A 22,683-nucleotide genomic window follows, 5' to 3' on the forward strand; every position below is an offset into this window, starting at 1 on the left:
GTCGGAAGTGTCTTATATCGTTGATTTTAAAAAGGTTTCCACAGTGGGGCTGGAATCTTCGCCTGTGGCAGAAACGCTGGCCGGTCTGCGCGCCAATGAAGCCCGTTATTTCATGAATAAATACAAACATGAATTTACGGTTGTGCCGGCTGAAGAAAGCCAGGAAACGCTGGATTATGTTAACCGGGTCTTGAAAGAGGAACGGGACATCGTGTTTGCGGCTAAACCTTTGGAGACGTCGCGTTTTCAGGTGGAGAATATCGACTGGGCTTTCGTTTTTTATGAGAGTGGACTTGAAGTCAACGTCTTATATACGGTGGATGACCCTAAGAAACGGGCCGTCGGCTTCAAGCTTTCCGAGGGAATGGAAGTACCGGCCGAGCTGGAAGGGAAGTTTAAGTTTGCCCGGCAGAAGTCAAAATTGGCTGGAACGATTCGCGGTTCGTTTTTTGTTATTAAAGGCGAATATTAATTAAAAAAAGCAAAACCCGGCAAATCTGCCGGGTTTTGCTATGTATATTAAATTGCGTATAAAGAGCCGCTATGGTATCATGAAAAAACCGTGCGTGCCTTTTTTAAAAACCTCACAATAAACCTATCTTATCTACACTTTAATCTTACCATAGGACACAGCGGTTGTCAAATGTGCTTTTCGGAAATATCGGAAGGGGTGTTCGGGAATGGTCAACGAGCAGGATTGGAACCAGGAGCAGGAACGGCTGAGTGAGGTGACGGGACAGCTGCAGGAGCGAATCGCCGAGCTGGAGCCGGAGGTGGACGGACTGCAGAACCAGGCGGGGGAAATCCGCAAACGCTTCTGGGAAGAAGTAACCGTCAATACGGCTTCCGATGAGGATTTTGAGGAAACGTTCCACAGCATCAAACAGCAGGAAGCGTTGTTGTCGGAACGGGAGCGGAGCTACCGGCTGAAGCTGCAGCAATGGAAAAATCTGCAGCGGCTGCTGCCTTCTCCTTACTTCGGGCGTATTGATTTTACGGAGAATGGGCTTGGCATCAAAGAGCAGGTTTATATCGGGGTATCGTCTTTCGTTGATTCAGAAGGCTTGAATTTTCTGATTTACGACTGGCGGACGCCTATTGCGAGCATGTATTACGACTATTCCCCCGGGCCGGCCGCATATGACACGCCGGGCGGACGCATCGAAGGCGCTATGGAGCTGAAACGGCAGTATCAAATCCGGAATGGCCAGCTTCAGAACGTATTCGATACGAGCTTAACCATCGGCGATGAGTTGCTGCAGCAGGTCCTCGGCAAAGGTGCGGACTCGCAGATGAGGAGCATCGTGGCGACTATCCAGAAGGAGCAAAACGCGATTATCCGCGACGACCAAAGCCGGATGCTCATTGTTCAAGGGGCGGCGGGCAGCGGAAAAACCTCAGCGGCCCTGCAGCGCGTGGCTTATTTGCTTTATAAAGACCGGGAGCGGTTAAAGGCCGATCAGGTCGTTCTTTTTTCACCCAATCCGATGTTTAACAGCTATGTATCGACCGTGCTTCCCGAGCTCGGCGAAGAGAACATGCAGCAGGCGACCTTCCAGGAATACCTGGAGTACGGGCTTGGCGCCGCGCTGCGTTTAGAGGATCCGTTTGACCAGATCGAATACGTGCTGACCGAACAAACCACGCGGGAGTATGAAGCCCGGCTCAAGGGGATCGAATATAAGGCGTCGGCCTCCTTCCTTCAAGCCCTACAAAATTATGCCGGGTGGCTGGGACAGGAAGGCATGCGGTTTAACGGCATCCGGTTCCGGGACCGCGATCTGATCACGGCTGAGCAAATGGAAGCGCAGTTTTACAGCTATGATCCTTCCATCCGGCTCGCGGTTCGTGTAGGTATGCTGCAGGAGTGGCTGCTGAAGGAGCTAACCTTGCTGGAGCGCAAGGAGCGAACGGAGCTTTGGGTGCAGGAGGAGCTGAATTACCTCGATAATGAGCAATACGCCGCCGTGCATAAGGAGCTGCATAAAGAGAGAGGCGTTTTTGATTTTGCCGAGAAATATGAAGAGATTCAAGAACTCCTGCAGAACAAACCGCGGCGGGATGAGGGCGACTTCGATTATGCAGAGCGGGAGGAAGAGCTGCTGAGCCGGCAGATCGTTAAAGAGCAGTTTAAACCGCTCAGAAGAAGCGTGAAAAAGATGCGATTCATCGACATGGCTGGACTGTATGCCCAGTTGTTCGGCAGCCCGGACGTTTATGCGGCGATGACGAAGGAGAAGCACATTCCGGAGCATTGGGCGGAGATTTGCGAACAAACCCGGGAGAAGCTTAGCCGGCTCGAGTTGTTCTACGAGGATGCGACGCCGTTTCTGTATCTGAAAGAGCTGGTCGAGGGCGTGCGGATCAATACGCAGGTCAAACACGTCTTCGTCGATGAAGGCCAGGATTATTCGATGTTTCAATATGAATTTCTGAATAAACTGTTCCCCCGGGCCCGCATGACAGTGCTCGGCGATTTTGGCCAGGCCATCTTTACCCAGGCCACAGAGCTGTACGGGGCGGATTCGCCGCTGATCCAGCTCTATGGGGAGCCGGACACCCGCTTGATTCGGCTTGTCCGCAGCTACCGGTCCACCCGCGAGATCGTGGAGTTCACGAGATCCATGCTGCCTGGCGGCCAGGAGATCGTGCCCTTTGACAGAAGCGGAGGGAAACCGCTCCTCACGCAGGCGGCAGGTAAAGGTCAATTGGCGGCGCAAATAGCGGAAGATGTGGCGGTGCTCCAAGCGGAGGGTTTTGCCTCTATCGCGGTTATTACCAAAACCGCCGCCGAAAGCATCGAAGCCCACAGCCTGCTGACTGCTCACGGAGGCATACAGTTGCGGCTCATTACCAAAGAGACGCCAACCTTTGAGAACGGAGCCGTGGTCATTCCCGCCTATCTGGCGAAGGGTGTGGAATTCGACGCCGTTCTGATTTACGACGCATCTGCGGACGTTTATCACCGGGAAAGCGAACGCAAGCTTTTTTATACGGCTTGTACCCGCGCCATGCACCGGCTTCAGCTGTACGCTGCGGGGGCGTGGACGCCGTTCATCAAGGCTGTGGATGCTTCTTTGTATGAAGTGAAAGAGCTGAGAGATTAAAAGCGCGAACAGCAGAAGCGGTACTAGAGGCACTCCATTTGGAGTGCCTTTTGTTTTAAATAGCACAGGTACAGGGGCGCCCAGCCCCTAATGCTGAATTGGCGGCAGGTCCGCTGAAATGGGGTCGGAGATATAAATCTGGCCCTCCTGATCGATGGAGGCAAAGAAAATATCCTCCTGGCGCAGGCCTTTAGCTTGCAGTTGGGCATCCAGCCAGGATCGCTCTTTGTGAATATAGCTTAACGATTCTTCATAGACGACACCTTCCACAATCAGGGGATAAGATACATCCTTATTGGGTTTAGGAAGTCTCGTATGATTCGGGAGCGGAGCGGAAGGGGACTCCTTTTTATACACGGTTAACTTGCCGTTAGCCTCGAGAATCGCAAATTCGACATCGGCGATATGGAAGACATCTTTTTCACGCAGCATTTGCAGAATGTTATCTATGGAGTACCTTACTTTCTTCAGGTTTTGGACCACAAATGTGCCCTGGTTGATGACAATAGTCGGCTCGAAGGTGATCAGCTTACCGAATTTTCTGGATTTAATCACCAGGAATGAAACGCCCCGCTGCAGGAGGGCAATTAGTACAATCGCAACAGCCGTATGGATATGATTAATGTTGGGATCAGCAATATCGGCCCCAACGACCGCTCCCAAAGCGAGGATGACGAGAAAGTCGAACACCGGAAGCTCGCCGATGGATCTTTTGCCCATAAACAAACCAGCAATCAGCATGAGGGGGAAGATCGTGATGATCCTCCCGGCTACGAGAAGCGAATCTTTGACGGTATCCATCCACATTTAGACTTACCCTGCCTTTATCAATAATTTGTCAGGCGTTTTAATGGGTATCTTACCCTATTGTTCCTTTAACATACCCGGCGAATCCCGATACTCCCTGCGGCAGGACAGGTGTACATGAAATTATCTGCTTCTTTTCTTACAAGAAAAAGTGAATAATTTCCATGTAGAAGAGAGGGGTGTGTGGCATGGAGCTACGGTTTGCAATTGTATTTCTCAAAGAAGCCGGATTTGAGATCGTTACTTGTATGAGCGGCAAGGCAGCCTGCATGTCAGCCCTCGATGAAACCCCGGTGGATGTAGTCCTTATGGATATTATGTTAGGCGATACGATGTCGTCCTGCTCAAACTGATTGCAGAAGGAAAGACGCAGCAGGAAATTGCCGATATGAAGGCTGGGAACGATATGCCGCCACGACGCTGCGTGTCGACCGTACGCTGATGGCCGAATGCTTCTCCAACATTATCAGCCATGCGGTGGAAGCTATGTCCGGACCGGAGCATCCCTTTGTGTTAGCGGCGACAGGTTTAGCAGCGGGTTAACGGTTTGTAGCGCCGGGCTGGGATTCGGCTGTCTTCCCGAAGGCCCGCCGGCCGGCCAGCCCAACCCCAAGTGCCAGCAGAGTAAGAGCTGCTGCCAGCACATACAGATTTACAATGCCGATCCATTCGGCCAGCCCGGCCATAGCCAGCAGCGAAATGCAGAATACGAGATTCAGCAGGGAGGCTTGGGCCGACAGCACCTTCGGCAGCGTTCCTTTGTCTACGCTGCGTTGAATCAAGGTGCGCCGGTTGATGACCGACAGCTCGGCGAACGGTCCCATCAGCAGCACCAGAATGAGTGCGATAACAGGGCAGGTGGTGAGCGCGTATAAGGCGGTCAGGATGCCGTACCCGGCCATGCCGATCAGCATGGCGGACAGGAAGCGGCTGCCGATGGTCCGGACCAGTGCAAGCACCAGCAGTCCGCCGCCAACAGTCCCCGCAAAATACGCCGCATTAATAAAGCCCCACCATTCTTCGCCTTGTCCTAATGCAACCTGAACGAAAGCGAGTGTAAAAGCACCGACCCAGACCGACCCGCCAAGCATGTCAATGATATCCATAAAGGTGAGCAGCCGCAGGTTTGGCATTCGCCAGATCATTTTCCAGCCTTCAGTCAGGGTATGCCATCTGGAAGACGGAGCAGGGGGATTGGGATCAGATGAATCCGCGGTTTGCAGCTCTGCTTGCTCCACAGGTTCAAGCCCTGCCGGCTCTTTGACACCCAGCGTCATAGCTGCCGCCAGTCCATAGATGACAGCGGTCAGCAGCAGGGTATGACTGGGCCCCAGCCAAGCGACGATCATGCCGCTTAGCCCCCAGCCGGCAAACTGCACTACCTGGTCGCTCACGCTGATCAGGCTGTTGGCTCTGAGCAGCCCCTGCTCATGCTCCACTAGCCGCGGCACAAGCGCGTTGCGGGCAGGGACTGTCCAGCCGTCAAGGAAGGACATAATAAATACAAGCGCAAACACAAGGACAAATGAAGCGCTGCTCCCGTTAACCTGCAGGTAGACAGCCAGACCTACGAACAGCAGAAACTGGCCCGTCTGCGACAGAAGCAACAGGGCGGGCAGCTTGAAGCGGTGGATGAGCAGCGGGGCGATCAGTCCGCTAATCATCTGGGCGCCGCTGCGCATCAAGGGCATCAACGCAGCAGATACCAAAGATTCGGTCTGGTTAAGCACCAATACCGTAAGCGCCATAATGTATAGGACATCTGCAGCATTTGCCGCCGTTTGAGTAGTCCACAGATAATAAAAGGGACGAGTTAAGGCTGATGATTTCATTACAAGCGGGTCTCCAATTCTAAAGGTGCAAATAAAAGATGTAAAACAGGAAGATAAGAACAAGGATACGTGAATTTGCAGGTTTTTACAATTGAATTCGATCATCAAGCTCGTTTGGACCCTGGGAAAGGCCGGTTTAAGCTGCTCGTCCGCTGTTCCCTTCAAAAAGGGCAAAACGACAAAAAGAAGCCGCTCCACATCCATGGAAAAGCCTGAATACCGGATGTACCAGGTTCCCATGAAAGAGGAGAGCTTCTTTTATTTGCGGCATGATGTTGAGCTGCAGAGCGAACTATAAGGAGAAGCGTAATGCCTATTTAATTCAGCTGCAGACCACGTCTATATTTCAAAATCTCTTCAGCGGCTTGCCGCTGCCCACCCGCCTTCCGGAACGAAGCGCCAAGTTCGGCAGCGGCCGCTCGCATGGAGTCATCCTCCAATACGCGTTCCGCCGCCGCTCGGAGATCCTCGGCCGTCAGGTCCTGCTGATTGAATTGAAGGCCCGCGCCTAGCTCGGCCACACGCCGGGCCAGGGCCGGCTGGTCGGCGCTTTGCGGGATAACAATCAGGGGCACCCCATAATAGAGACCTTCATGAACACTGTTCATGCCCCCGTGAGTGATGAACAGACCGGCACGCTGCAGCACCTCGAGCTGCGGTACATAAGGGCGGACGATAAAATTCGCCGGAAGGCTGCCTAACGCCGCAATCTCTGTTTGTCTGCCGACAGACAGAATGACGGTATATTTCGTATCGGCGAAGGCCGTCAAACAAAGCTTATAGAAATCCAAAGCTTGATTAAAAACCGTACCGAGCGAGATGTAGATCAGGTTCTCCGTGCCTGCATCCAGCAGCAGGGACTCCTGTTGCGGGCGCGGAGCCAGGGAAGGCCCTACGAATTTGTAGGTATCATCAAAGCTTTCTCCGCCTGGCTGGAAAGCTTTCGAGGTGTAGACGAGCGTCATCGGTGCAGGATTGCAGAAGATTTCGTAGGCGGAGCCCGCCTGCACCTCGTATTTGGCTTCTGCCTCGCTGATCAGCTGCCGCAGCTCCTGTTCAGCTTGTTCGTTTACCTCGGCCGGATAAGCCTTCAAGAGCTGTTCCTGCATAAGCTCGAAATCGGCCGGTCCCACGGCGAAACTGGTGCAGGAGCTGATGGCCGGAAGCTTCAGAATCTGCGCCAGCAGGCGTCCGCAGCCGAACATCGAGTCATGGATCATGTAATCGAACCTTTCTCCTTGAATCTGCTCCAGAACGCTTGGAATCACAATGTCAGCTGTACGCAGCAGGCCGCTCACTCGTCCCCAGGGACTTCTTCCCCCGGCAAGGAAAGCTTTTACAAAGGCCTCACCGTCAAACGTAATCACCTTTGCCCCGGTCGATTCGGCGAGTGTCCGGAATGAGTCGGATACGAAATATACGACTTCCTCACCGCGGCTGATCAATTCCCTGATAACGCCCAGGGTCGGCTGGATATGGCCTTCAGAACCTCCGTTGATCCATAACACGCGTGCCATAAGTTCATCACCTTCAATTGCAAATTAGTCGATCATGTTTTTGGTTGCACTGTACATCTTCGCGGTGTATTCGTCGATTTCGTCCCGCGACATGCGCAGGCGGGGTGCCGACGACCCATATCCGATTTCTTCCTGGCCTGCTTTCAATCCTTCAAAAATGCCATCAGCGAAGGCGTCCAGCGGTTCTCCGCCTGTATGCAGGCCTGTTCCGCCCAGATCGGTATTAACGGCCGGAGGAGCTACTTCAATCACTTCCACGGAAGTCTCGGACAGCTGATGTCTAAGGCTCATGGTGAAGGAGTGAAGCGCCGCTTTCGTTGCCGAATAAATTGGAGCGATGACAAATGGAGTAAAGGCCAGACCGGAGGTCACGTTAAGGATGGCCGCCGCTTCTTTTTTCGCAAAATAAGGAGCAAACAGCATGGAGAGGTGGAAAGGAGCCTCGATATTCGTGGCGATTTCTTGATTGAAATAACTCCAATCGTTCTTCGCGTCTGCCCGCAGGACACTGAATCGCTGCTGGATGCCTGCGTTGTTCACCAGCACATTAACTTCCGGATAATTGGCGGTTACCCAATCAAACAAGGCTGTCCGGTCCGCTTCCAAGCTCAAATCACTTGCACGCGTAATCAGGCCGGGAAGTTTCTGTTTCGCTTCCTCAAGCACCTGCTCTCGCCGCCCGGTTACAATCACCTGGTTGCCGGCTTGGATAAAACGTTCTGCAAAAGCCAGGCCGATGCCGGAGCCTCCGCCGGTAATAAGGATCGTATTTCCTGAAAGTTTCATATCTTTTCCTCATTTCTTATGATTTTTGATGGGTATATCGATCAATCTTATAATCAATGCTCTTTAGGGATTCCGTCATGGATGAAATTTCAGCCAGCACCTTCTGCTTGTGCGCCTTCATCATCTCAAGCCGCTGTTCCACCGTGCTGTTCCCTTCCACTACCCAATCCATGTACTGCTTAATACTGCTTATGGGCATGTGGGTGTTTTTTAGGCGAATTACGGTTTCAAGCAGAGCTGTTTGATCTTCTGAAAATAACCGTCTGCCCGCTCCATCACGTTCAATAAAGGGCAGCAGCCCTTTCTTTTCATAATAGCGTATCGTGGATTCCGGAATATTAAATTTAGCTGAAACCTCGCTAATCGAATAATACTTCATTTTGGAGACCTCCATCATATCCTTTCTCGTCGACAGGAATAGGATACGACTTAAACTGTGGTTTAAGTCAAGCCCGCAATCCAAGTTGTTCAGCTATTTTATTTAAAGAGTATCGGCGAAAATAAGAAATAAGAAACCTGTTAGGAGGATTCCGATATGACCAAGTCCATTGTTGAGAAATTGAATCTGAGCAAATTTAAGCAGAGGGCTGTTCTGAACCAGCCGGCGGATGACGACAGCCTATCAGAGCTTAAAGAGCATGATACGGAATTGGCGAACGGTCCATATGATCTGATTTTTGCGTATGTTCTTGATATGGGTTCCCTGAAGGAGCTGGTCCGGAAAGTGATCGACGGCGGCCTTTTAAATCAAGGGGGATATTTGTATGCCGCCTATCCGAAGAAAGGCAACAAAGTCTACCCGACGTATATTCATAGGGACAGTCTATTTGAAGGGCTGGGAGCCGGTGAAGACGGATATATAGGAGCAAGCAGCCTGAAGTTTGCTCGTATGGTGGGTTTAAACGAGGTATTCACCGTAGTTGGCTTCAAAGCGGAGAAACGGAGCAGTAAAGATACCCCAGACCCCTCTTCCAAGCCAAGCGGGCGTGTCGACGATTACCTGCCCCTAATCCCTGACGTAGAGCGGGATCTGGAAGACAGTCCGCAGATTCTGGCGTTCTATCAATCCCTTACCCCCGGCTACAAGAAGGATTGGGCCCGGTACATTTATAGCGCCGTACAAGAGAGCACAAGGGCCAAACGAAGAGCAGAAATGAAACAGATTTTAGGCGAGGGCTACAAAAGCCTTGACCATTACCGGCGGGGAAAGTCCTAAATAGAGGATAGTAGCAGAGGGTACCCATACAAAGCGACAGTGTATGGCATAAAGACCTACTTTGCAAAAGATATAGATTCTTTTGGACTATGTAAATTAACGCAAATAGATACTTTTGAACCAATTAAAAACAGGTGTTTTCCACTATAATATAGAGTATAATTTTCGACATTTGTCAACATTTTCCTAGAAAAGGTGAGTTCTCTATGTTTTCTCCTTTCCAGAAGAAGAAGGGTAGTTTTGAGCAGCAATCGCAAGAGGATTTAGGCACAGGGAGGGGTTTGGTTCCTTCCGAAGAGGAAGTGCTGGGTGAATCGGCAGAGTTTGAAGCAAGTGAAGAGCCGGCAGGTGCAATTTTTGTTCACAATAAAAGTCAGATGGACAAAAGATCGCTTGATCTCGTCTTTGCCGTGGAGCAGATGATCAAGGCCAAGCAGCATCTTGAGGTCAGCTTTAATGATTTGCAGGACCGTTTGGGTCATGCCCATGGACAAAATGACAGGCTGAACAGAGATCTCAAGAATTTGGGCCAGGTGATCGAGGAACGCGAGAAAAGCATTATGGAGCTTGAGCAGCGGCTGAGCGACAAGAATTTGAAGGTCGATCAGATGATGGAGGACTACAGGGAGCTTCAGGCCACGTTGTCGGGGGAAATAGAAGAGCTTAAAACGGTGATCGAGTTCGAACGCCAGAACTACAAAAGTCTGCTTCAGAAGTATAACGAAGCGGCGGCGGATAAGAACAAGAAAATCAACGAGCTGGAAGAGAAGAATTCCAGACTCGAAGTGGAGCTCTCCCAGATGAAGCAGAAATTTGAAGCCCTTCGTCAGGAGAAGACCCATCTCCTCAATCTTGTAAACGATTTTACCAACCGGATGACTTCTCCATTTGCAGCAAACGGAGACCCGCTTCATGGAAGTTCAGCTGAATAAGTTCATCTAGGGCCGGACAAAAAGAAGGATGAAGATCGTATGGAGGCATACAGCACGCAGGTAGTGGAACTGCTGTCGCTTGGGAAGACCTCTGAGGGTATCCATCAAATGAAGGTCGTCGTCACCCAAGAGGACAAGCAGGATAGTTATTTAATAGATATTGACGAGTTTACATTTCTGGAATTGGAAGCCTGCCAGCCGTTGTGTGAAGGACGGGCCCGGATTTCTCTTTATCCCAAATGGGATCCTTACCGAAATACATATTATAGCAGTATCATCAGAACTACAGGTTTTTCCCGGGAGACTTTGTATTTTGCCTGCAGCAAAGAATTTCAGAACCAGATCAAGCAAATGAGACAAGGCCAGCTTCCGCCGGCTTCTGCTAACGGCAAGCAGCAGGAACGGCGGGGAAGATCAGCATCAGAAGAACACGCTGCAGAGGTATCCGATGCGGGTTGGACCCGTTATTTGCAGCCCTTATATACCCGAGCACCCAAAATGGCCAATCTGCTTTTGGTCGGGTTTATTTTCTTAGTGCTTATCTCTATTCCTTATCACAGCAAAGCCGACCCGGCAGGGTTGGCGGACGGACACGCAGACGCAGCACAGGAGGCCGAAGAAAGCAAAGGTTTCCATGAAGCGGTTATTCCCGCCTTCGCTACCCAGAAGAGGCTGGATCAGCTTGAGGCCGCTCACCCCGCGCGCCCGGCGGGGACAAAGGCGGGCGCTTCCGGCAATCTAACTGCGGATAAAGAGGTTCTGGACGAAGGGCAGAAGAACTACAAGATCATTGACGTCGCTGAAGAGAAGAAATTATTCGGATTGCCTAAAGGGTATGTGGCGTTGACCTTTGACGACGGGCCTTCACGATTTACCGAGAAGATTGTAGACATTCTGTCCGAGAACAAAGTGGCAGCAACCTTTCTGTTCGTCGGCCAGAACGCCAAACGTAATCCGGACGCCGTGATCTACGCTAGCCAACACGGCATGTCCATCGGCAATCATTCCTGGGATCACCAGGAAATGACGAAAGTGGCTCCGGCCGAGCAGGTTCAGAACCTGGCGGAGACGGCCAGCCTGCTGGAGTCCTTAACGCATACGCCGGTTACTTTGTTTCGTCCGCCATACGGTGCGGTTGACGACAAGCTGTTTGGCGTGGCAAGAAAGCAGCATATGAAGACGCTTATGTGGAACCGGGATCCCGAAGACTGGAACCATAAGCGGGCAGTGGATATTGTCCGGTATTTCCACGGACTTGAAGCCTCCGGAGGGATTTATGTGCTTCATGAAGACAAGAGCACGCTTGAAGCGCTTCCGGATATCGTGAAATATTTGAAGGATAGACATTTGACGTTTGCTATTTTTAAATAATTTTTGAGATTGATGAAGACCATCGACGGATGGTCTTTTTTGTGCTTTTCCAGGAAAGCCGGAGGGAATTTTTGTATTTAACTATTTTTTATTAAGGAATATACTAAGAACAAGAATCTTCTAATTGAGAATAACTGGATAAATAATAACATTTTAAAAGGAATTAGAGCCGACGGATGGAAAAGGAGAAGTTTTGTGAACCTATTAGCATGGTATGATCTTTTTTTGTTCCTTCTATTGTTTGCTTTATTTGTTTATATGTTTGCTACCGTCCGGATCACCAACTTGCGTAAGGCTTACTTTCTGTTTCATTTCTTTATGATGCTTTGGCCGCTCTGCCAATTTGCTACGGATATTATTAAGGATCCGGAAATGCAGCTGTTCTACGTTACGTTGTCCTTTGTTTCTTTATCCCTGCTCGGCAGCGGTTGGCTGCTGCTGACTATTTTCCTTACCGGCTATTCCGGGCGGTTGGGAAGAAGGTCCCGGATTCTGCTGGTGCTGCCGGCGGTGATTGCCGCTGCCGGAGTAATGGTGAACCCGTTTCAGCTGTTTGTCCGTCCGCTGGAGGGCGGCTATATGCATAGAGCGTATGGCCCTTGGTTTTGGCTGATGATCGCAATCCTGTTGAGTTATTTTTTTGCATCGCTTTCTTTGCTGCTGAGGACCGTCAGGAATTCCAAAACGCTGCTGGCGATTCGCAAACAAGTGAAAATCACCCTATGGGGGATATTTGTATTGGCCACTTTTGCCTGCAGCGATCTGATTCTAAATGTGGTGCTGAGGAAATGGCTGCCGATTATTCCCGGTTTAACTTCGGTGGGGATTTTTATCTCCGCTTTGTTCTTCGGCTATGTGATCAAGAGATATAACATGTTTGATCTGGTCTCCATTGCGCATGAAGATATGATCAATACCATTCCTTACGGCATCCTGGTATTGGACGAGAATGAGTCCGTTATTGAAGTCAACACGGCGCTGCAGCGGTTTATGGATCTCAGTTTGGGCGACTATTTCGACCTGGAGAGCTTCCTTGATTCGGTACGTGTGGAGGGCAGCAGCAGGGAATTTCTCGAACATTACCGACATAAAGACAATACGTCAGCAGAGCTGGAGATTATCTTTGAGCGGGAAACCGTGCGGCATTTCATTTTGCAGGCTGTCCCGATTTTGGACGCTAACCGGCTGCAGATTGGCCGGATCCTGACGTTTCAGGATGTGTCCCAGGAGCGCTATCTCGTTCAGGAGCTGAACCGGCAGAACGAAATCCTTCAAGAGCGCAACCATTCCCTGGATAGCATTCGCAACGAGTTATACATAGCTAATCAAAGATTAAAGGAAATGGCGCTGACAGACAGCTTGACGGACTGCTATAACCGTCACTATTTGACCCAGCATCTGACGCATGAGGTTGCCGCTAATATGCAGATGGGGACGCCATTTTCACTCATCTTGTTTGATATTGATTTCTTCAAATCAATCAATGACCGGTATGGGCATATAATAGGGGACGAAGTCCTTTATCGTACGGCGCAGACGGTCAAGCAGTCGATTCGGAGCACCGATATTCTAGCCCGTTATGGCGGGGAGGAGTTTATGATCTATCTTCCGGATACGGACCGCAAGCTCGCTGAAGTCCTGGCAGAAGAAGTGAGGCTGCTGGTGGAGTCCAATCATATCCGGGTCGGGCAGAATCCTGAACCGGTAGCCATTACCATCAGTATGGGGATCTTGTCGGTTGACGATTTCACCGGGGCCAATGAACCTGCCGAGGACCAGCTGGAAGATTATTTAATGGGGCTGCTTGCAGAAGTGGACAAGGCGCTTTATAAAGCCAAGGAGAAGGGACGCAACCGGATCGAAATTGCAGACTTCCAGCCTGTATATTGGGGCTAAACTAAGAAGAAGAGCCGGTTATCGGAAAGATAGCCCGCTCTTCTTCGTTCCTATGACATGCCTATGCTATTTTCATTAAACTGAATGTTCACTCTAATCAACTTGCATTAAAAATTTTTAGCCATAGCCTCCAAATAGTCTTCAATCGGCATGGAATTTCTGAGGGCCATCAGGTTGTTACCGGCTTCTCCGATAACGGTGCGGAATTTCTTGCTTTTCCCGGTCGCCAGATCCACGATAGCGTCGACGATGATTTGAGGGTCGTCTAAAGTACCTCTGGACTCCGAGTTCATCATCATATTTTTTAATTTCAGGATCATTTCATCATAGTCCTTCACGTTCTCATCCTGGCTCCAAGCGATGCTGTCCGTAAAATGGTTGCCTTTCGAGCCGCCCTGCTCAATCAATCTCAGCTCGATATTAAACGGACGCAGTTCATAATACAAGCCCTCCGTCAATCCCTCCAAAGCAAACTTGGACATGTTATAAAGCGACCCGAGCGGCACGGCCGTCGTGATGCCCATGAACGAGCTGATATTGATAAACATGCCACCGCCGTTAGCCCGGTAATGCGGCAGAAATTGGCGGATCACATTGATCGGTCCCCGAGTGTTTACGGCGAACTGCCAGTCGATTGCAGCCTCTTCGGCCAGCTCAAGCGGACCATAGGTCCCCATTCCGGCATTATTGATAACCACCTCGATGGTCCCGAAAGCTTCTACAGCCTGCTGCACGGCGGTCTGGACCTGATCCACCCGGGTCACGTCCAGCTTAAATATTTTAATATTGTCATATGCGGTTAGTTCTGTTTCTTTCTCGGGGGTGCGCATGGTCGCGGCTACATTCCAGCCCATTTGGGCAAAGCGGATGGCCGTTAATTTGCCTAACCCCGAACTGGTGCCTGTAATAAAGACGGTTTTACTCATGGTTTATCCTCCTAAATTCATTTTAAATTGAATGTTCATTCTAAAAAAACCAAAGTATTCTTTGGATAGAACGTTCATTCTAATCCTAAAGCATCCTTCCCTTTTTGTCAAAAGGGTGCCAGCCGCTTGGAGAGCCTCAATGCTAATAGATGCCTCCGGAGGATTCATGCATAAGGAGGAATCCAACCGTGCAAAATATTCCGGTATAAGAAACTAAAGGAGGGACGAATGACCGTGAGCAACCAACTTATTTTATGGGCGACATTTGTGATCCCGTGGGCCAGTTTAATTTTTATGAAGAAGGACAGCATCCGAAGATACCTTCCGGCGGGCATGATGTCTGCATTCTTGAGTATTTTGGTTTGTGATATCGGGGTGGGCTGCAATTGGTGGGCTTTTCGGGAAACCACCTACCCGCTGGGAGTCTTCTCTTCGTACGTCTATGGATTATTTCCGGTCGTGCCGATGTGGATCTTGTATTTCACATATAAACGGTTCTGGCTGTTCTTCGGGGTGGAGATCTTGGCGAACGCGCTCTTCGCTTTTGTCATTCTGCGCTGGTTCGACAGGCTGGGGTTAGTCAGCTTTAATAGAGGCTGGCATGTATTTATTGCCGAGATTCTGATTACGCTGATCTTCTACGGATTTCAAAGGTGGCAGGAATCGGCCCGCCAGGAAAACCGCGTGAGGCATTGATTTTGATGGTATAAGCTGGTTTTAGAAAAAGGCCGGAACGGTGGAGCACAGGCCAAAAAAATCAAGCCGCGGGCGGCTGCCCACGGCTTTTCTGCTCCTGTACTGTCTAACATAAACGTCCAACGGGAAGGACTATCTCTTGTTTACCGTCTCGCCTTCGATCAGCACGGGCTGATAATAGGTGCTGCTGGGCAAATCCTTTTTCCCCTGCAGCTTCTTGATAATCCAATCCGCTGCATCACGGCCCATTTGCTCCTGCGGATGGGTCAAGGTCGTCAGCTTGATGTTTGCATTTTTAGCAATATAGGAATTATCCTGCCCAATTATTGACAATTCGTCCGGTATGGAGAGCCCCAGTTGTCTGCATACATTTACGACCTCCAGCCCCACCTCGTCGTTATAACAAACCAGCGCGGTCAATTCCTCTCTGTTGTCGTCCAGAAATTTCCTCAAATTGGCGTTTAGAGCATGTTTGGTTTCGGTATTAAAAGAAAGCACCTGCTCCGGCCGGAACCGCAGCTTGGCTTCCCCCAGCGCTTTTATATACCCCTTCATGCGGTATTTCCCCTGCAGGTCGTCCATTTTGGCAACCAGCCCGATCTGGGTGTGTCCTTTGGCAATCAATTCCCGGGTCGCCAGATAGCTGGACTGTACGTCATCCAGGCAGAAGAAAGGCACGTCCAGCTCTTCATAATAAGCGTTGATCATAATAAATGGCACATCCTGCTCTTTAAACGACAGGTAATAAGCGATATTGGGATTGTACAAATTGCTTTTGGTAGGCTCGATAATCAGACCGTCTACGCCGAAGGAGAGCATCATTTCCAAAGCTTTCTTCTCCTGGGCGACGTCATTGTTAGTGCTGGCCAGAAGCAGCGAATAGTTATCTTCGTTCAGACGCCCCTCAATGCCGCGGATGATCGAAGGGAAGATGTAATCGGAAATGTAAGTCGTAATCACGCCGATCGTTCGGTTGGCCGGATTCCCGCCTGACTTTGACCGGTATTGATTGCTGACATAGGTGCCGGACCCTTTCTCGCTTCTTAAAAATCCCTCGTTGGACAACTCCAGAATCGCCTTCCGAACCGTCTGCCGGCTCACTTTGTAGGTCTCCTGAAGCGCAGCTTCCGTCGGGATTTGATCCCCCGGATTGTATCCTCCCGAAAGAATCTGACTTTTAAGCTCCTCTATAATTACCTGATATTTAGGTTTCACGCGATCCTCTTCTTTCAAAGTTGTTCGTATTCCTATTCATGGGTCTGAAAAATTTGTATGGTCGTATTGTATCACTCTTTTTTGAGTGGGGAAAGAACCCTGCTCTATTTGTACGTACAAATCCTTTATGAATAATGGTTGGCAAATAAATAATTCGCTTTCATAACTTTAAATGTATCTCTGTATAAATAGATATGAGCCTTTAAACGAAGTTATGGTTTTATATATGTATGTATAAATATTATTAATAATTGACAAATGTACGTACATAAACCTATACTAGGCCCATAAAGGAAAGCGCCTTCTTCTTACATATGTAGGAGGGGAACGATAGCGGGGAGGGAGTGCAAAGTGTCAGACCAGGCAAAGGTGAAGCAGTCAATCTCCCGGGGAGAGACTTCCTTGGGAATCGAATTCGGTTCGACCCGGATCAAAGCGGTGCTGATTGATTCCCGTTTCGAAACCATTGCATCCGGAAGTTATGAATGGGAGAACCGCCTTCAGGACGGATTCTGGACGTACAGCCTGGCGGATGTGATGACGGGGCTTCGGGAAGCTTACAGCGAGATGAAGCAGGAGGTAGAACGTAAATACGGCATCACGATTCGAACAGTCGGCTCAATCGGCTTCTCGGCTATGATGCATGGATACATGGCTTTTGACAGCTCGGGAGAGCTGCTGGTTCCTTTCCGAACCTGGCGCAATGCGACCACCGGCGCTGCGGCCAAACAGCTAACGGATTTATTCCAGTTCAACATCCCCGAACGGTGGAGTATTGCCCATTTGTATCAGGCGGTTCTTAACGGGGAAGACCATGTAGCCCGTATTGATTACATGACTACCTTATCCGGCTTCATTCACTGGCTGCTTACCGGTGACAAAGCCATCGGCATCGGGGATGCGTCCGGCATGTTCCCGATTGATGAATCCGCGCAGGATTACAACAAAGCGATGCTCGAACAATTCGACGAGCTTGTTGCTGATAAAGGGTATCCTTGGAAGCTGAAGGACCTGCTGCCCAAGGTCTATGTCTCCGGCGAGCAGGCCGGCGTGTTGAGCGAAGCGGGAGCCGGAATGCTGGATCCCTCGCTGGACCTGCAGCCGGGCATCCCGCTGTGTCCCCCGGAAGGCGATGCGGGAACGGGAATGGTCGCTACGAACAGCGTACGCAAGCGCACCGGCAACGTATCCGTGGGAACGTCCGTATTTGCGATGATGGTGCTGGAGAAGGAACTATCCCAGGTTTACCCGGAAATCGACCTGGTTACGACGCCAAGCGGAAGTCCGGTAGGGATGGTGCATGCGAACAATTGCTCCAGCGATATGAACGCCTGGCTGGGGTTGTTCCGTGAATTCTCCGAGGCGATGGGGCACCAGGCCGATTCGGAGAAACTGTTCGGCGTCATGCTTGGCAAAGCTCTGGAAGCCGATCCGGACGGCGGAGGTTTGCTCAGCTATGGTTATTACTCCGGCGAGAACCTTACCGGTCTTGAGCAGGGCCGCCCGCTGTTCGTCCGCTCGCCTGAAAGCCGGTTCAACCTGGCCAATTTTATGCGGACTCACCTGTTCTCCGCATTTGGCGCTTTGCGGCTTGGCATGGAGATTCTGACGCAGCAGGAGAAGGTGTCTATTGACCGCATATGGGCGCATGGCGGCTTATTCAAGACACCGGTAGTAGGGCAGAAGATCGTGGCAGCAGCGATGAATACGCCGGTTTCGGTCATGGCGACGGCCAGCGAAGGCGGAGCCTGGGGCATGGCGATTCTGGCTTCCTATATGAGCAGCAAAGAAGCGGGAGAGGGCCTGGAGGACTTTCTAGACCACAGAGTCTTCAAAGACGTGCCTGCTCTGGAAATGGAGCCGGACGAAACGGATGTTAAAGGCTTTGAAGCGTTTATCAAGCGGTACAAACAAGGCTTGGCGATTGAGCAGGCCGCAGTGGATTATCTGGTTTGAGTAAGGAGGGATAAACATGCTGGAACAGTTGAAGGAAGAAGTCTATCAAGCGAATCTGGATTTGCCCAGACATGGGCTTGTGAAATATACGTGGGGAAATGTAAGCGCGGTGGACCGCGAAAGCGGATATTTTGTGATCAAACCGAGCGGCATCGAATACGACAAACTGAAACCGTCTGATATGGTCGTCGTCGACCTGGAGGGCAACGTAGTTGAGGGACCCTACCGGCCTTCCTCGGATACGCCGACCCATGCCGTGTTATACAAGCACTATCCGCAAATCGGCGGCATCGTGCATACCCATTCCACCTGGGCAACGGTTTGGGCACAGGCAGGTTTGGATGTGCCTGTCATGGGCACTACACATGCGGATACCTTCTATGGTTCCATTCCTTGTGCCCGTTTCTTGACGAAAGAAGAGGTTGATCGGGATTATGAGGCGGAAACCGGCCGAGTTATCGTTGAAACGTTTGAAGAACGAGGTTTGGATGTACTGGCCGTTCCGGGCGTGCTGCTGCACGGCCATGCGCCGTTTACCTGGGGGAAAGACGCCAAATCAGCGGTGATGAACAGCGTTGTGCTGGAAGAGGTTTGTAAAATGAACTTGTTCGCAAGGGAATTAAACCGTTTTGCGAAAGAACTGCCGCAGCCGATTCTTGATAAACACTATTTGCGCAAACACGGGGCCAATGCTTATTACGGACAGAAATAAATCATTTTTTAGAAAAGGGGAGGATGGTCAATGTCAACCTTGGGAGCGAAGGAGTTTTGGTTTATCGTAGGTTCGCAGCATCTTTATGGGGAAGAAGCGCTGGCGGAAGTGAAGGCCCATGCGCAGACCATGACCGATGCTTTAAATGAAAGCGGGCTACTGCCTTATCCGCTGGTTCTGCAGGAGCTGGCCGTTAGTGCAGACACAATCACAAGCCTGATGAAAGAGGTCAACTACCGGGACGAGGTGGCCGGCGTCATCACATGGATGCATACGTTCTCACCGGCGAAAATGTGGATTCGCGGAACAAAACTTCTGCAGAAGCCCCTGCTTCATCTCGCTACGCAGTTCAACGAAAGCATCCCTTGGTCGACGATCGACATGGACTTCATGAACCTGAACCAGGCCGCGCATGGCGACCGGGAATACGGCTTTATCAACGCCCGGCTCAAGAAACGCAACAAAATCGTGGTCGGGTATTGGGAGCGCCCGGAGGTGCAGCAGCAGATCGCGGCTTGGATGGACGTGGCGGTGGCCTACAACGAAAGCTTCAACATTAAAGTGGCCCGCTTTGGAGATAACATGCGCAATGTTGGCGTTACCGAAGGGGATAAGGTGGAAGCGCAAATTCAGTTTGGGTGGACGGTGGACTATTTTGGCATTGGCGACCTGGTCGAATACGTGAATGTGGTTAAGGATGAAGAGGTAGACCGTTTGTTCAAGGAATATGCCGAGCTTTACGAATTTGATTACGGTGCCTATAGCAGAGAAGATTGGGAAGCCAGCGTTAAAGTGCAGGCCCGTTATGAAATTGCAATTAAAAGATTTCTGGACAACGGCGGGTATAAGGCTTTTACAACAAACTTTGAAGATTTGCATGGCATGAAGCAGCTTCCAGGACTGGCCGTTCAGCGCCTGATGGCACAGGGATACGGCTTTGCCGGTGAGGGGGATTGGAAGACGGCGGCGCTGGACCGTTTGCTGAAAATCATGAGCCATAACCAGTCCACCGGCTTTATGGAGGACTACACCTACGAGCTGGCCCCTGGACAGGAATCGATTCTCCAGTCGCATATGCTGGAGGTGGATCCGACCTTGGCCGGGAATAGACCGAAGATCGTCGTCTCCCCGCTTGGCATTGGCGGCAAGGAAGATCCGGCACGTCTGGTGTTCGATGGCAAATCCGGCGACGGCGTTGTCGTTTCAATGGCTGACTTTGGCACACATTTCAAGCTTCTGATCAATGAGGTTTCCGCCTTTGAGCCGGCGGTTCCGGCTCCCAAACTTCCCGTAGCCCGCGTGCTTTGGAACGTGAAGCCGAACTTCCAGGACGGGGTGAAAGCCTGGATCGAGAACGGCGGCGGGCATCATACCGTGGTTTCGCTGAACCTGACAACGGATCAAATTGAAACCTATGCCAAGCTTGTAGGACTGGAATACGTGATCATCAAGTAGGGGGAGGTTGCAGCTAGCCTGAGCCCCAAATCATAATAGTCAGCCCGCTTACGGGGCCTTACAAATCAGGCCGGAGCCAAAGCTCCGGCCTTTTTGTGCTATTCTACAATTTTGAGTCTATTCCGTAGTTTTAAACCTTTATTTCTCTATCCACAAAAAAAGGTAGTGCTTACCATTAAGGCGATATTCCCAAACGCGTACTTTTCCTTCATATCTTCTATGTCTGACTAATTCATAAACAAGGGCATGGACTAACTTAGGATCAGTTGAGATGTATCCATTGTAATCATGACCTATTTTATTGTAAGAATCAGATAGTACCCATTCAGAGGCTTCTCTTAATGTATCGAAATGTACATGGTCTTCAAACCATGTAATACCCTTGGGTAATTTACTATTTTTTAATTTATCCGGAAGAGCCTCCAAATAACTTCCATCGCCATCATAATACATTTCGTTTAATTCCCCTCCTCCCGCTTATGAATCCTTAACAATAAATACTCCTTGGTTGAGCAGAACTTATCCCTCCGGAATCACCGCTAATGGAGAAGTTAAAAGATTTGTTATTAAACTAACTTTCCCGTTAGCTTAATGAGGCTGCGATACATTTTCGTGGCAACCTCATTAACATCCTTTATTTAACTATCATTTCACGACCCTTTCGGTTTAAATCGTTTTAATCATATTTCCATCAATAACATAATCCGCTCCGGTAATCATTGAAGCCCGCTCCGAAGCAAGGAAAACTGCAAGGTTTGCAATATCTTCGGCTTCTGCAAATTTCCCCAAGGTTATACCAGCCATTTTAGGCAGCTCTTCAAAAACTTTTTCGGAATCCATCGCTGCAAATGAACCGATTGTTTTGGCCATTCCGTTTTCAGGGTCTTGCCACAAAGGGGTTACTACCGGTCCAGGGGAGATTGAGTTAACTCTAATATTTCGGGGTCCAAACTCACCAGCCAGCATTTTCGTCAAATTATTAAGTGCCGCTTTGGTAGTGCCATAAATAGGCAATAACATTTCGGGCATCCGTGCATTTACTGAAGAGATATTTACAATTGCCCTCTCATCGTTCTTTAGGATATGCGGTAATGCTGCTTGAGTAAAACGAACAACGCTAAACAAATTTAAATCATAAAGTTGTTCCCATTCCTCATTTGGCGTAGCCAAAAAACCTTCTCCTCTTCTCTTGTCAACCGCCCCGATACTATTGATTAAAATGTCGATTCTGCCGAACACTTCACCGAGTTTCTTAGAAAGTTCAGCTGTATTGCGTTCCATACTGACATCAATCGGTAGATGTTTGACTGATTTTTTTTCAACAAGATCAGCCAATTCCTCCGTTAAAGTCCGACTTACCGCGACGACACTTGCCCCTTCCTCGATAAATTTTCGAACGATAGCGAGTCCAATTCCTTTACTTGCTCCGGTAACGACAGCTACTTTATTGGTTAATTTAAGATCCATGTTTACCTCCTAAAGCTTCCGCTTTTAAAATTTAAATTTGATTTCCAAGCATTATTCCTTTGATGAAAACAATGTTTACAACTAATTACATCGTACAATTTAGGTAGATCCTTATTTTCACGCAATAGGTGTTCCATTAGGCATTTCAGTATCCGGCTTTAATAGAATTCCCTATAATTTCCTCAACCTTGTAATGCTTAGTTATTTGTGCACTTGAGGATTTCAGCCCGATCTCCGGTCCAAAATCAATTTTTAGCTTTATCGCAGGGATCTTTGCTTCTTCAAAAAACTCCGCTTCCTTAATCGTTCCGACACGGATATCTAGTGCTGCAAAATCATCGATCGTTGCCAACGTTTGGCCTCATCCCCACTAAAGCCTTTAACCCCTCGGTGCTGCATTTTACTGCGCTGGGCGGAACGGCTGCAGGAGTCGAATCCCTTCCTCAATAGATCCCTCCATCAGTTCTAAAAGCTGGGGCACCAGTTCCTGCATCCGTGGGGCGCTCAGGTGCCGATCGAGAGCATCCCGGTTTTCCCAGCGCTCGTAGATGATGAATGTACCGGGCTGGCCTTCTACCTCGTGAGCCTCATAGTCAATATTGCCCAAGTCGTTGCGCGACGGAGTGACAGCAGCGGTCATAAATGCCTTCATCTCGGCTTCTCTCCCTGCCTTAGCTCTTGCCTCCCAAAGTACAGTAACGTTACGGTTCTTTGTATCGTTCATTCTAATTCCTCCTAATTTATAAATACTTCGATTTTGGCTTTACCGTTTTCTCGGGGGGTCAAATTCCC

At 49.9% G+C, this 22,683-nt stretch carries 21 protein-coding genes and 1 pseudogene; 11 read left to right on the forward strand and 11 right to left on the reverse strand.

The features are described 5' to 3' along the window. The first annotated feature begins 7 nt into the window (after nucleotides 1–7). Both AWM70_RS19570 and helD read left to right on the forward strand, forming a co-directional pair. Nucleotides 8–472 carry a phage tail protein gene (locus AWM70_RS19570; protein ID WP_068699234.1) on the forward strand — a complete coding sequence of 155 codons (465 nt, stop codon included), beginning with the start codon at nucleotides 8–10 and terminating at the stop codon, nucleotides 470–472. A gap of 208 nt (nucleotides 473–680) precedes the next feature. Next, complete coding sequence (gene helD, locus AWM70_RS19575) at nucleotides 681–3,107, forward strand: RNA polymerase recycling motor HelD (RefSeq protein ID WP_068699237.1); 2,427 nt, start codon at nucleotides 681–683, stop codon at nucleotides 3,105–3,107. 87 nt (nucleotides 3,108–3,194) lie between these two features. Here helD and AWM70_RS19580 read toward each other — a convergent pair whose 3' ends face one another. Beyond that, nucleotides 3,195–3,908: a DUF421 domain-containing protein gene (locus tag AWM70_RS19580; protein ID WP_068700867.1), complete on the reverse strand. Its 714-nt coding sequence runs from the start codon at nucleotides 3,906–3,908 to the stop codon at nucleotides 3,195–3,197. A gap of 194 nt (nucleotides 3,909–4,102) precedes the next feature. On the opposite strand from AWM70_RS19580, the gene AWM70_RS23550 reads away from it, so the two are divergent. After that, a complete protein-coding gene (locus tag AWM70_RS23550; RefSeq protein WP_169823475.1) occupies nucleotides 4,103–4,267 on the forward strand; it encodes a response regulator in 165 nt (54 codons plus the stop codon). Nucleotides 4,268–4,453: 186 nt separating this feature from the next. Here AWM70_RS23550 and AWM70_RS19585 read toward each other — a convergent pair whose 3' ends face one another. From AWM70_RS19585 to AWM70_RS19600, 4 genes are all read right to left on the reverse strand, one after another. Further along, entirely contained in the window at nucleotides 4,454–5,746 is a 1,293-nt protein-coding gene (locus AWM70_RS19585; protein WP_068700869.1) for an MFS transporter, read from the reverse strand. 317 nt (nucleotides 5,747–6,063) lie between these two features. Beyond that, the gene (locus tag AWM70_RS19590; RefSeq protein WP_068699239.1) at nucleotides 6,064–7,263 is read right to left on the reverse strand and encodes a macrolide family glycosyltransferase; all 1,200 of its coding nucleotides are present in this window, start codon (nucleotides 7,261–7,263) and stop codon (nucleotides 6,064–6,066) included. Nucleotides 7,264–7,287: 24 nt separating this feature from the next. After that, complete coding sequence (locus tag AWM70_RS19595) at nucleotides 7,288–8,049, reverse strand: SDR family oxidoreductase (protein WP_068699241.1); 762 nt, start codon at nucleotides 8,047–8,049, stop codon at nucleotides 7,288–7,290. Nucleotides 8,050–8,065: 16 nt separating this feature from the next. Next, the gene (locus tag AWM70_RS19600) at nucleotides 8,066–8,428 is read right to left on the reverse strand and encodes a MerR family transcriptional regulator (protein WP_083180437.1); all 363 of its coding nucleotides are present in this window, start codon (nucleotides 8,426–8,428) and stop codon (nucleotides 8,066–8,068) included. A 156-nt stretch (nucleotides 8,429–8,584) separates the two neighbouring features. On the opposite strand from AWM70_RS19600, the gene AWM70_RS19605 reads away from it, so the two are divergent. The 4 genes from AWM70_RS19605 to AWM70_RS19620 all read left to right on the forward strand — a co-directional run bounded on the left by AWM70_RS19605 (nucleotide 8,585) and on the right by AWM70_RS19620 (nucleotide 13,464). Beyond that, nucleotides 8,585–9,265 carry a YdeI/OmpD-associated family protein gene (locus AWM70_RS19605; RefSeq protein WP_068699243.1) on the forward strand — a complete coding sequence of 227 codons (681 nt, stop codon included), beginning with the start codon at nucleotides 8,585–8,587 and terminating at the stop codon, nucleotides 9,263–9,265. Between the two features lie 206 nt (nucleotides 9,266–9,471). Then, on the forward strand, nucleotides 9,472–10,197 hold the full coding sequence (locus AWM70_RS19610; protein WP_068699245.1) for a hypothetical protein: 726 nt from the start codon (nucleotides 9,472–9,474) through the stop codon (nucleotides 10,195–10,197). Nucleotides 10,198–10,236: 39 nt separating this feature from the next. Beyond that, entirely contained in the window at nucleotides 10,237–11,568 is a 1,332-nt protein-coding gene (locus AWM70_RS19615) for a polysaccharide deacetylase family protein (RefSeq protein ID WP_068699247.1), read from the forward strand. 195 nt (nucleotides 11,569–11,763) lie between these two features. Continuing rightward, nucleotides 11,764–13,464, forward strand: a complete 1,701-nt coding sequence (locus tag AWM70_RS19620) for a histidine kinase N-terminal 7TM domain-containing diguanylate cyclase (RefSeq protein WP_068699249.1) — start codon at nucleotides 11,764–11,766, stop codon at nucleotides 13,462–13,464. 107 nt (nucleotides 13,465–13,571) lie between these two features. Here the strand turns inward: AWM70_RS19620 and AWM70_RS19625 are convergent, their stop codons facing one another. Next, entirely contained in the window at nucleotides 13,572–14,390 is an 819-nt protein-coding gene (locus AWM70_RS19625) for an SDR family oxidoreductase (RefSeq protein WP_068699251.1), read from the reverse strand. A gap of 234 nt (nucleotides 14,391–14,624) precedes the next feature. Between AWM70_RS19625 and AWM70_RS19630 the strand changes: the two genes are divergently transcribed. After that, on the forward strand, nucleotides 14,625–15,086 hold the full coding sequence (locus tag AWM70_RS19630) for a hypothetical protein (RefSeq protein ID WP_068700872.1): 462 nt from the start codon (nucleotides 14,625–14,627) through the stop codon (nucleotides 15,084–15,086). Nucleotides 15,087–15,218: 132 nt separating this feature from the next. Here AWM70_RS19630 and AWM70_RS19635 read toward each other — a convergent pair whose 3' ends face one another. Continuing rightward, on the reverse strand, nucleotides 15,219–16,301 hold the full coding sequence (locus tag AWM70_RS19635) for a GntR family transcriptional regulator (protein ID WP_068700874.1): 1,083 nt from the start codon (nucleotides 16,299–16,301) through the stop codon (nucleotides 15,219–15,221). A 351-nt stretch (nucleotides 16,302–16,652) separates the two neighbouring features. On the opposite strand from AWM70_RS19635, the gene AWM70_RS19640 reads away from it, so the two are divergent. The 3 genes from AWM70_RS19640 to araA are packed head-to-tail and all read left to right on the forward strand — an operon-like array spanning nucleotide 16,653 to nucleotide 20,424. Further along, nucleotides 16,653–18,257, forward strand: coding sequence for a xylulokinase (locus AWM70_RS19640; RefSeq protein ID WP_068699253.1), 1,605 nt, complete (start codon nucleotides 16,653–16,655; stop codon nucleotides 18,255–18,257). Nucleotides 18,258–18,273: 16 nt separating this feature from the next. After that, complete coding sequence (locus AWM70_RS19645) at nucleotides 18,274–18,969, forward strand: L-ribulose-5-phosphate 4-epimerase (RefSeq protein WP_068699255.1); 696 nt, start codon at nucleotides 18,274–18,276, stop codon at nucleotides 18,967–18,969. A gap of 30 nt (nucleotides 18,970–18,999) precedes the next feature. Beyond that, on the forward strand, nucleotides 19,000–20,424 hold the full coding sequence (gene araA, locus AWM70_RS19650) for an L-arabinose isomerase (protein ID WP_068699257.1): 1,425 nt from the start codon (nucleotides 19,000–19,002) through the stop codon (nucleotides 20,422–20,424). 138 nt (nucleotides 20,425–20,562) lie between these two features. On the opposite strand, the gene AWM70_RS19655 is transcribed toward araA, so the two are convergent. From AWM70_RS19655 to AWM70_RS19670, 4 genes and pseudogenes are all read right to left on the reverse strand, one after another. After that, nucleotides 20,563–20,877, reverse strand: coding sequence for a hypothetical protein (locus tag AWM70_RS19655; protein WP_099093111.1), 315 nt, complete (start codon nucleotides 20,875–20,877; stop codon nucleotides 20,563–20,565). Between the two features lie 213 nt (nucleotides 20,878–21,090). Continuing rightward, complete coding sequence (locus AWM70_RS19660; RefSeq protein ID WP_068699259.1) at nucleotides 21,091–21,891, reverse strand: SDR family NAD(P)-dependent oxidoreductase; 801 nt, start codon at nucleotides 21,889–21,891, stop codon at nucleotides 21,091–21,093. A gap of 154 nt (nucleotides 21,892–22,045) precedes the next feature. Then, nucleotides 22,046–22,243 (reverse strand): annotated as a pseudogene (locus AWM70_RS19665) (tRNA-binding protein); the annotation flags it as partial. 48 nt (nucleotides 22,244–22,291) lie between these two features. Next, entirely contained in the window at nucleotides 22,292–22,615 is a 324-nt protein-coding gene (locus AWM70_RS19670) for a putative quinol monooxygenase (protein WP_068699261.1), read from the reverse strand. Between the last annotated feature and the right edge of the window lie 68 nt (nucleotides 22,616–22,683).

The organism is Paenibacillus yonginensis (genome assembly GCF_001685395.1).
GTDB lineage: Bacteria > Bacillota > Bacilli > Paenibacillales > Paenibacillaceae > Fontibacillus > Fontibacillus yonginensis.